Genomic DNA, 14,795 nt, shown 5'->3' on the forward strand with positions numbered 1-14,795 from the left:
CCGGACCGAAGCCGAGCCCAACAAGCCAAGCCCGACAAAGCCAAATCATGACAAGCAGACGCCTTTCGAACCACACGGTGCAATCCTTGCCGGCCTCGGTTGCAGTCCCGGCCTATGACCGCGTCGCGATAGCTCCAGGCATCGTCCATCTCGGCGTCGGCGCCTTCCACCGCGCTCATCAGGCAGCCTATGTCGATGACTGTCTGGCGGCCGGCGAGACCGGCTGGGGCATCATCGGCGTCTCGCTGCGCAGTGCTGACACGCGCGATGCACTGGCGCCGCAGGACGGGCTTTACACGCTGGCGGTGCGCGGCAGCGATGGCGAAGCACTTCACATCATTGGCTCTATCCAGTCGATGCTGGTGGCGCCGGAAGACCCCGGCGCGGTGCTGGCCGCGCTGACCGATCCGCGCACCCGCATCGTCACCTTGACCATCACAGAAAAAGCGTATCTCCGGGCCGCCGACGGCAGCCTCGACGAAAACCATCCCGATATCGTCCACGATCTCGCCAATCCCGGCTCGCCAAAGACCGCGCATGGATACCTGGCCGAGTCGCTGGCCCGACGCCGCGACGCCGGCACGCCGCCCTTCACCGTGCTCTGCTGCGACAACCTGCCAGCCAACGGCGCCACCCTGCACCGGCTGCTGGTTGGATTCGCAAAATTGCGCGACGCCCGCCCTGCCGCTTCAGTTGGCGCGCAACTCGCCGGCCATATCGCCGACGACGTGGCGTTCCCCTCGAGCATGGTCGACCGCATCGTGCCGGCAACCACCGACACCGACCGGGCGCGCATCGCGGTCGAGCTCGGCGTCGAGGACGCCTGGCCGGTGATGACCGAGCCGTTCCGGCAATGGGTGATCGAGGACCATTTTCCGGCCGGCCGCCCAGCCTGGGAAAAATTCGATGTCACCATGGTCGAGGATGTCAGGCCGTTCGAGGACATGAAGCTCAGGCTGCTCAACGGCGCCCATTCGGGCATCGCCTATCTCGGCCTGCTCAGCGGCCACGCCACCGTCGACCGCGCCTTCGCCGACCCGGCGATCCGTGAATTCGTCGACCGCCTCTGGGCCGAGGCGATCCCGACCTTGCCGGCAGACGCAGGGCTCGACACATCAGCCTATACGGCAGAACTCGCCGAACGCTTTTCCAACACGGCGCTCGCCCACCGCACCGCGCAAATCGCCAATGACGGCAGCCAGAAACTGCCGCAACGCATTGTCGCTTCCGCCATCGAGCGCATCCAGGCCGGCCTGGTCCCGGAGCATCTGACGCTGGTGATCGCCGCCTGGATCGCCGCCTGCGAGGCACGCGGCAAGGACCTGCCGGAAGCGCACTTCACCGACCCGCTCGACGCGGCGCTGACCGCGCTCGGCGAGCAGCCGATGCTGGAACGTGTAGCGGCGGTGTTCGACCTCGCCGGCTTCGCCAGCGGCAGGCCCGAGCGCCAGACATTGATCGAGCTGGTCGCCGCCCATCGCGCCCACATCCGGCAAGGCGGGATAGCGCTTGCGCTCGCAGCACTCGGCATACCGGGACCGACGAGACAGCTCTAACGGCCGGCGAACGCCACTCCGTCCGACTGATGAAAGTGCTTCCACCATATCTGTGGGCACAAAAAAGGCCGGGTTGAACCCGGCCTGTTTCGTCTTTGTTTCGCTCAGACTCAAGCTGCCAGCAGCGCACTTTCGAGCGTGGTGAGCTGGGCGAGGAACTGCTCAGCCTTGCTGCGGGACTGATCGTCCTTGGCGTCGGCGGCATCTTCCTTGGCGTCCTGGATGCGGCGGGCGAGGTCGGCGCGGTCGATGTCACCGACGGCAACCGCCGATTCGGCCAGCAGCGTGCAGCCGGCTGGAACGATATCGGCAAAGCCGCCGAACACCACATAGCGCTCTTCCTTGCCGCCAGCGGTCTTCACCGTGACGACGCCCGGCTTGATCGTGGTCATGACCGGCGCGTGATGCGCCATCACGGTCATCTCGCCCTCGGCGCCTGGAATGACGACGGATTCGACCTGCTCGGAAACCAGGAGGCGTTCCGGCGAGACCAGTTCGAATTGGAAAGCTTCAGCCATGATCAATCTAGCGAGTAGGGGATAGTGAGTAGCGAGTAGTGAAGAAGCCCGCTCTCATGTTTCCCCTATTCGCTACTCCCTATTCGCTATTCGCTTCTTTACGCTGCTTCTGCCGCGAGACGCTGTGCCTTCTCGACCGCTTCGTCGATGCCGCCGACCATGTAGAAGGCGGCTTCCGGCAGGTGATCGTAGTCGCCGTTGCAGAGGCCCTTGAAGCCCTTGATGGTATCGGCGAGGTCGACCAGCTTGCCCGGCGAACCCGTGAACACTTCGGCGACGAAGAACGGCTGCGACAGGAAGCGCTCGATCTTGCGGGCGCGGGCCACGGTCTGCTTGTCCTCTTCCGACAGCTCGTCCATGCCCAGGATGGCGATAATGTCCTGCAGCGACTTGTAGCGCTGGAGGATCGACTGCACCTGGCGGGCGACGCCATAGTGCTCTTCGCCGACGACCAGCGGGTCGAGCATGCGCGAGGTCGAATCGAGCGGATCGACCGCCGGGTAGATGCCCTTTTCCGAGATCGCGCGGTTAAGCACGGTCGTCGCGTCGAGGTGAGCGAACGAGGTCGCCGGCGCCGGGTCGGTCAAATCGTCGGCGGGCACGTAGATCGCCTGCACCGAGGTGATCGAGCCCTTGGTCGTCGTCGTGATGCGTTCCTGCAGAGCGCCCATGTCGGTGGCGAGCGTCGGCTGATAGCCCACGGCCGAAGGAATACGGCCGAGCAGCGCCGACACTTCCGAACCCGCCTGCGTGAAGCGGAAGATGTTGTCGACGAAGAACAGCACGTCCTGGCCCTGGTCGCGGAAATATTCAGCGACGGTCAGACCGGTCAGGCCAACGCGGGCACGCGCGCCCGGCGGTTCGTTCATCTGGCCATAGACCAGCGCTGCCTTGGAGCCTTCGCCGCCGCCCTTCTTGTTGACGCCGGACTCGATGAACTCGTGATAGAGATCGTTGCCTTCGCGGGTGCGCTCGCCAACGCCGGCGAACACCGAGAAGCCGCCGTGGGCCTTGGCGACGTTGTTGATCAGCTCCTGGATCAGCACGGTCTTGCCGACGCCGGCGCCGCCGAACAGGCCGATCTTGCCGCCGCGGGCATAGGGCGCCAGAAGGTCGAGAACCTTGATGCCGGTGATCAGGATCTGCGCTTCCGTCGACTGCTCGACATAGGACGGAGCCGGCTGGTGGATGGCGCGCATTTCGATGCCGTCGACCGGACCTTCCTCGTCGACCGGCTCGCCGATGACGTTGATGATGCGACCGAGCATGCCCGGGCCGACCGGCACGGTGATCGGCGCGCCGGTGTCATAGACGTCCTGGCCGCGAACCAGACCTTCGGTGGAGTCCATGGCGATGCAGCGCACGGTGTTTTCACCGAGGTGCTGGGCAACTTCGAGCACCAGGCGGTTGCCGACATTGGTGGTCTCGATGGCGTTCAAAATGGCCGGCAGATGATCGCCGAACTGCACGTCGACGACGGCGCCGATGACCTGGCGGACCTTGCCTACGGCTCCAGTCTTCTTGACGACGGCGGCCGTCGTCTTGGCCGCCGAGGCCTTGGCCGGGGCCGCTACCTTGGCCGGCGCGGCCGCCTTGGCCGGAGCGGCCTTCGCCGCTGCTGCTGGAGCCTTTGCCGCCGCCTTGGGAGCTGCCGCCTTCGGGGTCGCTGCTTTCGCCATCGTCTTTACCCTTTTCGTCCTTTGTTTCTCACGCTCCACCAGAAGGTCGATGACCTCCTGGCGGCCGCGCCTAGAGCGCCTCGGCGCCCGAAATGATTTCGATCAGTTCCTTGGTGATCTGCGCCTGCCGCTGGCGGTTGTAGGTGATCGACAGCTTGTTGATCATGTCGCCGGCATTGCGCGTCGCATTGTCCATGGCGCTCATCTTGGCGCCCATTTCGCCGGCTGCGTTTTCGAGCAGCGCGCGGAAGACCTGGACCGAGATGTTGCGTGGAATGAGGTCGGTCAGGATTTCGCCCGGCTCCGGCTCGTATTCGTAGACGGCGTTGCCGCCGGCGGTCGCCTCGGCCGGGGCGGAAGCGATGCCGGCCGGAATGATCTGCTGTGCCGTCGGGATCTGGCTGATCACCGACTTGAACTGCGAATAGAACAGCGTGCAGATGTCGAAGCCGCCCTCGTTGAAGAGGTGGATGACCTTGCGGGCAATGGCATCGGCATTGACGAAACCGAGCGTCTTGACCTCGCGCAGATCGACGCGTTCGAGGATCATCGAGGCATAGTCGCGGCGCAGGATATCGAAACCCTTCTTGCCGACGCAGATGATCTTGACCTGCTTGCCGTCGGCCAAAAGCCGGCGGATATGGTCGCGGGCGAGACGCGCGATCTGCGAATTGAAGCCGCCGCACAGGCCGCGCTCGGCGGTGCAGACGACGAGCAGATGCACATCGTCCTTGCCTGTGCCGGTCATCAGCGCCGGGGCATCGCCACCGCCGCCGATCGCCTGGGTGATGTTGGCGAGCACGGAACCCATGCGCTCCGAATAGGGGCGCGCGGCTTCCGCGGCTTCCTGCGCGCGGCGCAGCTTCGCCGCGGCGACCATCTGCATCGCCTTGGTGATCTTCTGCGTCGCCTTGACCGAGGCGATACGGTTACGAAGGTCTTTTAACGAAGGCATGCTTCAAACCTGATCCCGTCCGTCCGGCTTTCTCAAGCGAAGGTCTTGGCGAAGGCGTCGATCTCGGCCTTCAGCTTGGCCCGCAGATCGTCCGACAGCGCCTTTTCCTTGCGGATGCCGTCGAGAACGTCCTTGCCGGCCGAGCGCATGTGGCTGAGCAGGCCATGCTCGAACTTGCCGACCTGGTTGATCGCCAGCTTGTCGAGGTAGCCGTTGACGCCGGCGAAGATCACCGCGACCTGTTCCTCGACCTTGAGCGGCGAGAACTGCGGCTGCTTGAGAAGCTCGGTTAGGCGCGAGCCGCGGTTGAGCAGGCGCTGCGTGGCAGCGTCGAGATCGGAGCCGAACTGCGCGAAGGCCGCCATTTCGCGGTACTGCGCGAGCTCGCCCTTGATCGAGCCGGCGACCTGCTTCATCGCCTTGATCTGCGCCGACGAACCGACGCGCGACACCGACAGGCCGACGTTGACGGCCGGGCGGACGCCCTGGAAGAACAGGTTGGTTTCGAGGAATATCTGGCCGTCGGTGATCGAAATCACGTTGGTCGGGATATAGGCCGACACGTCGTTGGCCTGCGTCTCGATGATCGGCAGCGCGGTCAGCGAACCGCCCCCATTGTCGTCATTGAGCTTGGCGGCGCGCTCGAGCAGGCGCGAGTGCAGGTAGAACACGTCGCCCGGATAGGCTTCGCGGCCCGGCGGGCGGCGCAGCAACAGCGACATCTGGCGGTAGGCGACAGCCTGCTTCGACAGATCGTCATAGCTGATCAGCGCGTGCATGCCATTGTCGCGGAAATATTCGCCCATCGTGCAGGCGGTGAACGGCGCCAGGAACTGCATCGGCGCCGGATCGGAAGCGGTGGCGGCGACGATGATCGAATAGTCGAGCGCGCCGCGCTCTTCGAGCACTTTCACGAACTGCGCGACGGTCGAGCGCTTCTGGCCGATGGCGACGTAGACGCAGTAGAGCTTTTCCTTCTCCGGGCCGCTGTCGTGGACCGCCTTCTGGTTCAGCATCGTGTCGAGAATGATAGCGGTCTTGCCGGTCTGACGGTCACCAATGACCAGCTCGCGCTGGCCGCGGCCGACCGGGATCAGCGCATCGATGGCCTTGAGGCCGGTCGACATCGGCTCATTGACCGACTTGCGCGGGATGATGCCGGGCGCCTTGACGTCGACGCGCTTGCGTTCGGTCGCCTTGATCGGGCCCTTGCCGTCGATCGGGTTGCCGAGGGCGTCGACGACGCGGCCGAGCAGGCCCATGCCGACAGGCGCATCGACGATGGCGCCGGTCCGCTTGACGGTGTCGCCTTCCTTGATGTCGCGGTCGGCGCCGAAGATGACGACGCCGACATTGTCGGCTTCGAGGTTGAGCGCCATGCCGCGGATGCCGCCGGGGAATTCGACCATCTCGCCGGCCTGGACATTGTCGAGGCCGTAGACGCGGGCGATACCGTCACCGACGGACAGCACCTGTCCAACTTCGGAGACCTCGGCCTCCTTGCCGAAATTCTTGATCTGGTCTTTCAGAATTGCGGAAATTTCCGCGGCGCGGATGTCCATCAGCCGACCTCTTTCAGTGCAAGCTTGAGCGAATTGAGTTTGGTTTTGAGCGACGTATCGATCTGGCGCGAGCCCATCTTGACGATCAGCCCGCCGAGCAGCGACGGATCGACGGTGACGGCGATGGCCACGTCCTTGCCGGCGACGCTTTTCAGCGCGGCCTTGAGTTCTGTCTGCTGGGCCGCCGTCAGCTCATGCGCCGAAGTGACCTCGGCAGCGGTCTCGCCGCGATGCTCGGCGGCGATCTGGCGGAACGCCTTGATCATGCCGGGTACCGCGAAGAGGCGACGGTTGCGGGCGACGACGCGCAGGAAATTGCCGGTCAGGCCGGTGATGCCGGCCTTGTCGGCGATCGCCGCGATGGCCTTGGCCTGGTCCTCGCTGGAGAACACCGGGCTGTTGATGAGGCGCGTCAGGTCGGCGCTGCCATCAAGCATCGCTGCGAAACTGTTGAGGTCGGCCTCGACCTTGGCCACCAAATTGGACTGCAGCGCGAGGTCGAACAGCGAACCCGCGTAGCGTTCTGCGACACCTGAGATTGGCGATGACGATTGAGCCACGGACCGTCTTTTCTCTTGTCTGACAGGCCGCAGATTGTTGGCGCGAGCAAAAACTCTGGCTAAATCTTTGACCTTACTAAGTTTTTCCAAGCACGAAGACGCGGCTTCCGCTATCCCCGGCCGAAAGTCGATTGCCGTCTAGCACAGGCATTTTAAGACCGCAATGCGTCGTTCCGCATGCATTTCAGGCACTATTGTCGCATCCGGCCGCAGAGTTCAACCGAAGCCTTTGGATTCAGGGCAGAAAGCCGAAGACGAAGGCGAGCGGCAGCGCAGCCAGCACCAGCTCGACAACGATCGAAGCCCAGTTGAAAGGCGTGTTGGCGCCGTCCGACATCATCGACAGCAAACGGCCGAAAGCGGTGAACAGCCAGGAGAAGCCGAGCGCCATATAGAGCCATGGCTGGGCGAGAAGGATGCAGCACAGGCTGACGCCGAGATAGAAGCCCGACATGCGGCCGCGCCCTTCGGCGATCGCCGCTGCCTTTTCCGGCCGGACCTGCAGCCGCAGAATCCGGAAGGCCAGCCCCGGCATGAGGAAAAACAAAAGACCAAGCGCCAAGGTGACCACGGCGCTCGACCACGCCAGCCATTCGCCCTGGCTGGTTGGCCACGGAAACGCAAATTCCATCTTATCCCCTCGATAAATGGCTGTTTGAAATCGTGGCCATTCTAGCGAAGGAAAGACTGCGCGCCAGATGGCGGTGGGCAGTTTAGGGAGCATGATCCCGAAAAGTGGTTTCCGGTTTTCGGAAAAAGATCATGCTCCAAAAACGAGGCGCATCAAGAGAGCGAGAAATTGACCGCCGCCTCGGCATGAATGCGCGTGGTGTCAAACACCGGAATGTCAAAATCGCGCGCGCCGATCAGCATGGTGATCTCGGTGCAGCCCATGATGACGCCGTCGATCTTTTCATCGCGCCGCAGGCGCGCGACTTCATTGACATAGGCCGCCTTCGACGGCGCGCTGACAATGCCCTGGCAGAGCTCGTCATAGATCACTCGGTGCACCATGTCGCGCCCGGCCTGGTCCGGCACCACAGGCTGCAGCCCATATTTCTCCACCAGCCGGCCTTTGTAGAAATCCTGCTCCATGGTGAAACGCGTCGCCAGCAGCGCCGGCCGCCTGACGCCGGCGCCCTTCACCGTGACCGCCGTGGCATCGGCGATGTGGATAAGGGGAATGAACACCGCCGCTTGCACCTGGTCGGCGAGCTTGTGCATGGTGTTGGTGCAGATCAAAAGCCCCTCGGCGCCGCCAGCCTCCAGCTTGCGCGCGGCATCCGCCAGAAGCACGCCAGCCCCATCCCAGTCGCCATGATGCTGCCGCTCGGCGATCTCGGCGAAATCGAAGGAATGGAGCAACAGCTTTGCCGAATGCAGCCCGCCCAACCGCTCACGCACGATCTCGTTGAGCAGGCGATAATAAATCGCCGTCGATTCCCAGCTCATGCCGCCGATGAGGCCAAGGGTTTTCATGGCGTCATCGCTCCGCTGACAATTTGCACGATCAATCTTACAAGAAGCTCTGCGGGTCGATGTCGACCTGCACGCGGACCGAGCCACGCTGCTTCGGCCCTTCGGCCAGCATGGTGCGGATGAAGCCTTGCATGTCGGCCCGCTTTTCACCCTGGATCAGCAGGCGAAAACGGTGGCGGCCGCCGAGCAGCGACAGCGGCGCCTCGGCCGGGCCGAGCACGAACAGATCGCTGGCCTGGGGTGCTGCGCGCCGCAGGCCGCGCGCATGTCCCTCGGCCTCCGCCCGCGTCACCGCGCTGACAATGACGCCAGCGAGCCTGCCGAAGGGCGGCAGGGCGGCACGCTCACGCTCGGTGATTTCGCGTTCGTAAAACGCCTCGGCGTCGCCCGAGACGATCGCCCGCATCACCGGATGGTCCGGCTGGAAGGTCTGCAGCAGGCCGAGGCTCTTCTTGCCGGTGCGCCCGGCACGCCCGGTTACCTGGCTGAGCAGCTGAAAAGTGCGCTCGGCGGCGCGCGGATCGCCATTGGCAAGGCCGAGATCGGCATCAACGACACCGACCAGCGTCATGTTGGGAAAGTTGTGCCCCTTGGCGACGAGTTGCGTTCCGATGACGATGTCAGCCTCGCCATTGGCGATCGCTTCCAGCTCCAGCCGCAGCCGGCGCACGCCGCCCATCAGGTCGGACGACAAGACGATGGTGCGCGCGTCGGGGAAATGCGACACCACCTCCTCGGCGATGCGCTCGACGCCCGGCCCGCAGGCGACCAGATGGTCGAGCGTGCCGCATTCGGGACAGGCCTCCGGGCGCTTTTCATTGTGCCCGCAATGATGGCAGACGAGCTGGCCGCGAAAGCGGTGCTCGACCAGCCAGGCTGAGCAGACCGGACAGCCGAAGCGGTGGCCGCAGACCCGGCACAGCGTCAGCGGCGCATAGCCGCGCCGGTTGAGGAACAGCAGCGACTGTTCTTTTTTCTCCAGCGTGCGTTGCATCTCTCCGATCAGCAGCGGCGACAGGAAGCCACCACGCGCCGGCGGCGCGCGCCGCATGTCGATTGTCTTCAGATCGGGCAGAGCGGCCTCGGCGAAACGCGCCGAAAGCACCGCCCGCGCATAACGGCCCTGTTGTGCATTGACCCGGCTTTCGACCGATGGCGTCGCCGACGCCAGCACCACCGGAAAGCCGCTGATATGGCCGCGCACCACCGCCATGTCGCGCGCATTGTAGAAGACCCGGTCCTCCTGCTTGTAGGCAGGGTCGTGTTCCTCGTCGACGACGATCAGGCCGAGCTCCTTGAACGGCAGGAACAGCGCCGAGCGCGCGCCGGCGACGACGCGCACACCGCCTTCCGCCACTTGCCGCCAGACCTTTTCGCGCATCCTGGGTGGCAGGTCGGAATGCCATTCGGCCGGCTTGGCGCCGAAGCGCTGCTGGAAGCGTTCGAGGAAGGCGTGCGTCAGCGCGATCTCCGGCAGCAGGATCAGCACCTGCTTGCCCTGGTCGAGTGCGGCCGCCACCGCTTCGAAATAGACTTCCGTCTTGCCCGATCCGGTAACGCCGTCGAGCAGCGTGACGTTGAAAGCAGCAGCCGCGACATTGGCGCGCAGCATGGCGGCCGCATCGGCCTGGTCCGGCATCAGCTCCGGCATGGCGTAGGAGGGATCGGGCGCTGCGACCACCGGTCGCGGCGGGATCATCACCGTCTCGAACACGCCTTGCGCCCTGAGCCCCTCGATCACCGTCGACGACACGCCGGCGGCATGCGCCAGCCCTGAGCGTGTCCAGGCGAGGCCGCCTTCCGCCGTCTCCAGCACACGCGTTCTGGCATCCGTCATCCGATCGGGCATTACGAGCGTCCGCTGCAGCCCCTCGATCCATGGTTCGGGATCGAACGCTTCCGGCGCCCTGAGCAGCATGCGCGCCACCATGCCTGGCGGCGACAGCGTGTATTGCGCCAGCCAATCGACGAAGCGGCGCATGCCGCGGTCGATCGGCGGACAGTCGAAAACCTGCTCGATCGGCCGCAATTTCTTCGCGTCGACCTTTTCGACCACGCCGTCCCAGACGATGCCGGCAACCTGGCGCGGACCGAGCGGCACGCGCACGATCGAGCCCAGCACCACGCGCATGCCGGCGGGCACCGCATAGGTGTAGGGCCGTTCGGCCGGCATCGGCACCAGCACCGGCGCGGCCGCGACAAAGGGCGAATCTTCGATCATCGGGCGTGACCTTGCCCCGACTTTGGTCTAGATCAAAGGGCAACCCCGAATGTGCATTGGCATGCACATGGAAATCTTTCAGGAGACCCCCATGAAATTTTTTGTCGACACCGCGGACATCAAGGACATCAAGGAACTGAACGATCTGGGGCTGCTCGACGGCGTCACCACCAATCCCTCGCTGATCCTGAAATCCGGCGGCAAGATCGCCGATGTCACCAAGCAGATCTGCGACATCGTCAAGGGCCCGGTTTCGGCCGAAGTCGTCGCCACCGAATACAAGGACATGATGGCCGAAGCCAAGATCCTGGCCAAGATCGCCGACAATATCTGCATCAAGGTACCGCTGACGCTGGACGGCCTGCGCGCCTGCAGGACGATCCGCACCGAGATGAACCGCATGGTCAATGTGACGCTGTGCTTCTCGGCCAACCAGGCGCTGCTCGCCGCCAAGGCCGGCGCCTCGTTCATCTCGCCCTTCGTCGGCCGTATCGACGACACCGGCTCGGACGGCATGGAACTGATCGCCGAGATCAAGCAAATCTATGACAATTACGACTATCCGACCGAGATCCTGACCGCGTCGGTGCGCACGGTGAACCACGTCAAGCAGGCCGCGCTGATCGGCGCCCATGTCATCACCGCCCCGCCAGCGACGCTAAAGGCGCTGGTCAAGCACCCGTTGACCGACAAGGGCCTCGAGCAGTTTCTCGCCGACTGGGCCAAGACCGGCCAGAAGATCGGCTGAGATCAGGTTCGATATCAACGAAAAAGGCCGGGAAACCGGCCTTTCTTATTGCGATCGGAAATATGTTGAAGCGCTCAGAGGCCGTTTCGAAATTCGCTCTGGCGAGTCATATGGTGGTGGTTTCGAGAACCGGCGCGCAGCGGACATTTGGTCCGTGAGCACCGGAAGCGCAGAAAACGCCATCAGATGGCCGCCGGAGTAGAATTTCCAAACGGTCTCTCAGGCTTTCTTGCCGTGCTTGACCAGGTCCTGGGCGACCGACAGGCTCACCATTTCAGCCAGTTCGCGCGCGGCGCGGTTCTCGGCGTCGAGCTGCGCCCTGTAGGAGGCGAACTCCTGCGTCGGCTTGTCGAAGGATGACGGGATCGAGCGTTTGCCGGTGGCGATGACCGCACCGGTCTTGGCATCGGTCAGTACATAGTTCGCGGTCAGCGTCACCGTGCCTGCCGTCGGCTCGTCCTCGTCGGTCTGAATCTGCACCTGCGCCGCCGACTCGACCAGTTCGGTGACGCCGAGATCAAGCATGTAGACCGGCGCTGGCGGCTCGCCGGCGCCCTGGCCAAAGGCAAAGATCAGATTGTTACGGACCTGCTGGGCGTAACGGGTCTTGACCGGCTTGACCGCAATCGACGCCATTTCGGCTGAAGCGCTGACCGTGGAGCCTGCCGTCAGCGGCGCGCTCGAATAGAGCGGACGCACGGTGCAGGCCGAAACCAGCGCCATCGAGGCAACCATGCCGTACAGTGCTGCGCGGCGCAGCACATGCGTCGTCTTTCCGAAATCAGGCCCCATCCTTCTGAAGTCAAGCAACGACATTGACGATCCTCTGCGGCACGATGATCACCTTGCGGGGCGCCTTACCTTCCAGCGCTTTCTGCACGAAGTCGAGAGCCAGAACCGCTTTTTCGACCGCACCTTGGTCCGCGTCGCGGGCAATTGTCAAATCGCCACGCTTCTTGCCGTTGACCTGGACCGGCAGCACGATCTCGTTGTCGACGACCAGCGCCGGATCGTAGACCGGCCACGGCCGTTCGGCGACCAGATCGGTGCCGCCCAGCGTATGCCAGCACTCTTCGGCCAGATGCGGCATCACCGGCGCTACCACATGCACCAGGATCTCCACCGCCTCGCGGCAGGCGCCCTTCAGCGCCGCATCGGCCTTGCCCTCGGCAACGTCGTTGAGCGGTGGGGTCAGTGCATTGGCCAGCTCATAGATGCGGGCGATGGCGCGGTTGAAGCCGAGCTTCTCGATATCCTCGCCGATGGCCTTCAGGATTTTGTGCGCGGCCTTGGAAACGGCACCCGCCTCGCCGTCCGTGGCCGCTTGCGGCTTGACGCCGTCGAGCGTCTCGGCCGCGATCGACACCAGGCGCCAGACGCGCTGCATGAAGCGATGCGCGCCGGCTGCGCCGTCGTCGGTCCATTCGACGTCGCGCTCGGGCGGCGAATCCGACAGCATGAACCAGCGCGCTGTGTCGGCGCCGTAGCCGTCGGTGATGTCTTCCGGGCTCACCGTGTTCTTCTTCGACTTCGACATCTTTTCGAGCGAGCCGATCGCCGCCTCTTCGCCGGTGGCAATCTCGATGGCGCGGCGCTTGCCGCCAACGTCTTCAATCCTGACCTCAGCCGGCGACAGCCAGCGCCCATTGTTCGAGGCGCCACCGACACGGTAGGTCTCGTGCACCACCATGCCTTGCGTGAACAGGCCCTTGAACGGCTCGGCCAGGTCGAGATGCCCGGTCTCGCGCATGGCGCGGGTGAAGAAGCGCGAATAGAGCAGATGCAGGATCGCGTGCTCGATGCCGCCAATGTACTGGTCGACCGCCAGCCAGTCATCGGCAGCCTTCGGCTCTGTCGGCTCGTTGGCCCAGGGCGCGGTGAAGCGCGCGAAATACCAGGACGAATCGACGAACGTGTCCATCGTGTCGGTCTCGCGCCGCGCATCCTTGCCGCATTGCGGGCACTTCACATGCCGCCAGGTCGGGTGGCGGTCGAGCGGATTGCCGGGACGGTCGAACTCGATGTCGTCGGGCAGCTTGACCGGCAGGTCGGCCTTCGGCACCGGCACCACGCCGCAATCCTCGCAATGGATCATCGGGATCGGGCAGCCCCAGTAGCGCTGGCGCGAAATGCCCCAGTCGCGCAGGCGGAAATTCACCTTGCGCTCGGCCATCGGCCGGCCGCCGATGGTCTTCTGCTCCAGCAGTTTCGCGACTTCGTCGAACGCCTGATCCGGCTTCATGCCGTCGAGAAAGCGCGAATTGATCATCACGCCATCGTCGACATAGGCCTCTTCCGTGACCTGGAAAGTCTTGGCGTCGGCATCTTCCGGCATCACCACCGGAATGACCGGCAGGCCGTATTTGTTGGCGAAGTCGAGGTCGCGCTGGTCGCCCGACGGGCAGCCGAAAATGGCGCCGGTGCCATATTCCATCAGCACGAAATTGGCGACATAGACCGGCAGCGTCCATGAGTCGTCGAACGGATGGACGACGCGGATGCCGGTGTCGAAACCCTTCTTCTCGGCCGTCTCAAGTGCGGCCACCGACGTGCCCATATGGCGCACCTCGTCGATGAACTTGGCCAGCTCGACATTGTTTTCGGCGGCCTTCCTGGCCAACGGATGGTCGGCGGCGATCGCCATGAAGGAGGCGCCAAAGATGGTGTCGGGCCGGGTCGTGTAGACTTCCAGCTCGTGCGTGTCGCCACCAATCTTGCTAGAACTTGGGGCGGCCAGCGGCCAACGGATCAGCAGCCCTTCCGAGCGGCCAATCCAGTTCTGCTGCATCAGCTTGACCTTTTCCGGCCACTCGCCGAGACCGTTGAGCGAATCCAGCAGGTCCTGCGCGTAGTCGGTGATCTTGAAGAACCACTGCGTCAGCTCACGCTGTTCGACCAGCGCGCCCGAGCGCCAGCCGCGCCCGTCGATGACCTGCTCGTTGGCGAGCACCGTCATATCCTCAGGATCCCAGTTGACCTTGGAGGATTTGCGCGTCACCAGTCCCTTCTCGACGAAATCGAGAAACAACATCTGCTGACGGTGGTAATAGTCGACGTCGCAGGTGGCGAACTCACGCGACCAGTCCAGCGACAGGCCCATCATCTTGAGCTGTTCGCGCATGGCGGCGATGTTGGCGTATGTCCATTCCTTGGGATGGACCTTGTTCTGCATGGCCGCATTTTCGGCCGGCATGCCGAAAGCGTCCCAGCCCATCGGGTGCAGCACGTTGAAACCCTTGGCCCGCTTGTAGCGCGCCACAACGTCGCCCATCGTGTAATTGCGGGTGTGGCCGATATGGATCTTCCCAGAGGGATAGGGGAACATCTCCAGCACGTAGTATTTCGGCTTCGGGTCGTTGTTGTGCGCTTCGAACAGCTTCTTTTCGGCCCAGGCTTTCTGCCATTTGGGCTCTGACGCGCGCGGATTGTATCGTTCGGTTGCCATCGGATGATTTTCACTTAAAAGCAGGCGCAGACCGCCGGACAAGGCCCGGTGGCCGAGGTAAATGTCGTCGCG

12 protein-coding genes are annotated in these 14,795 nt (G+C 64.0%); 2 read left to right on the plus strand and 10 right to left on the minus strand.

Annotation, left to right across the window (positions count from 1 at the left end):
• The first annotated feature begins 47 nt into the window (after positions 1-47).
• Entirely contained in the window at positions 48-1,556 is a 1,509-nt protein-coding gene (locus AC1DYO_RS25850; protein ID WP_477267258.1) for a mannitol dehydrogenase family protein, read from the plus strand.
• Positions 1,557-1,666: 110 nt separating this feature from the next.
• On the opposite strand, the gene AC1DYO_RS25855 is transcribed toward AC1DYO_RS25850, so the two are convergent.
• The 8 genes from AC1DYO_RS25855 to AC1DYO_RS25890 form a co-directional block, all read right to left on the minus strand.
• Positions 1,667-2,074: a F0F1 ATP synthase subunit epsilon gene (locus AC1DYO_RS25855; protein ID WP_477267259.1), complete on the minus strand. Its 408-nt coding sequence runs from the start codon at positions 2,072-2,074 to the stop codon at positions 1,667-1,669.
• A 98-nt stretch (positions 2,075-2,172) separates the two neighbouring features.
• A complete protein-coding gene (gene atpD / locus AC1DYO_RS25860) occupies positions 2,173-3,753 on the minus strand; it encodes a F0F1 ATP synthase subunit beta (RefSeq protein WP_477267260.1) in 1,581 nt (526 codons plus the stop codon).
• A gap of 70 nt (positions 3,754-3,823) precedes the next feature.
• Complete coding sequence (locus tag AC1DYO_RS25865) at positions 3,824-4,708, minus strand: F0F1 ATP synthase subunit gamma (RefSeq protein WP_181061476.1); 885 nt, start codon at positions 4,706-4,708, stop codon at positions 3,824-3,826.
• Positions 4,709-4,740: 32 nt separating this feature from the next.
• Positions 4,741-6,270 carry a F0F1 ATP synthase subunit alpha gene (gene atpA / locus AC1DYO_RS25870; protein ID WP_477267261.1) on the minus strand — a complete coding sequence of 510 codons (1,530 nt, stop codon included), beginning with the start codon at positions 6,268-6,270 and terminating at the stop codon, positions 4,741-4,743.
• Positions 6,270-6,830, minus strand: coding sequence for a F0F1 ATP synthase subunit delta (locus AC1DYO_RS25875; protein WP_477267262.1), 561 nt, complete (start codon positions 6,828-6,830; stop codon positions 6,270-6,272). Before AC1DYO_RS25875 ends, atpA begins: the two co-directional genes overlap by 1 nt.
• Before the next feature lie 235 nt (positions 6,831-7,065).
• Positions 7,066-7,461: an AGROH133_08824 family phage infection protein gene (locus AC1DYO_RS25880; RefSeq protein ID WP_181061479.1), complete on the minus strand. Its 396-nt coding sequence runs from the start codon at positions 7,459-7,461 to the stop codon at positions 7,066-7,068.
• A gap of 152 nt (positions 7,462-7,613) precedes the next feature.
• Positions 7,614-8,309: an aspartate/glutamate racemase family protein gene (locus AC1DYO_RS25885; protein ID WP_477267263.1), complete on the minus strand. Its 696-nt coding sequence runs from the start codon at positions 8,307-8,309 to the stop codon at positions 7,614-7,616.
• Positions 8,310-8,346: 37 nt separating this feature from the next.
• Entirely contained in the window at positions 8,347-10,530 is a 2,184-nt protein-coding gene (locus AC1DYO_RS25890; RefSeq protein WP_477267264.1) for a primosomal protein N', read from the minus strand.
• A gap of 91 nt (positions 10,531-10,621) precedes the next feature.
• Here AC1DYO_RS25890 and fsa point away from each other — a divergent pair, with 91 nt between their 5' ends.
• Positions 10,622-11,278, plus strand: a complete 657-nt coding sequence (fsa, locus tag AC1DYO_RS25895; protein ID WP_477267265.1) for a fructose-6-phosphate aldolase — start codon at positions 10,622-10,624, stop codon at positions 11,276-11,278.
• A gap of 219 nt (positions 11,279-11,497) precedes the next feature.
• Here fsa and lptE read toward each other — a convergent pair whose 3' ends face one another.
• On the minus strand, positions 11,498-12,094 hold the full coding sequence (gene lptE, locus AC1DYO_RS25900; RefSeq protein ID WP_477267266.1) for an LPS assembly lipoprotein LptE: 597 nt from the start codon (positions 12,092-12,094) through the stop codon (positions 11,498-11,500).
• On the minus strand, positions 12,081-14,723 hold the full coding sequence (gene leuS, locus AC1DYO_RS25905; protein ID WP_477267267.1) for a leucine--tRNA ligase: 2,643 nt from the start codon (positions 14,721-14,723) through the stop codon (positions 12,081-12,083). The genes lptE and leuS overlap by 14 nt, the downstream gene beginning before the upstream one ends.
• Between the last annotated feature and the right edge of the window lie 72 nt (positions 14,724-14,795).

It is taken from the genome of Mesorhizobium sp. P2_F5 (genome assembly GCF_056403715.1).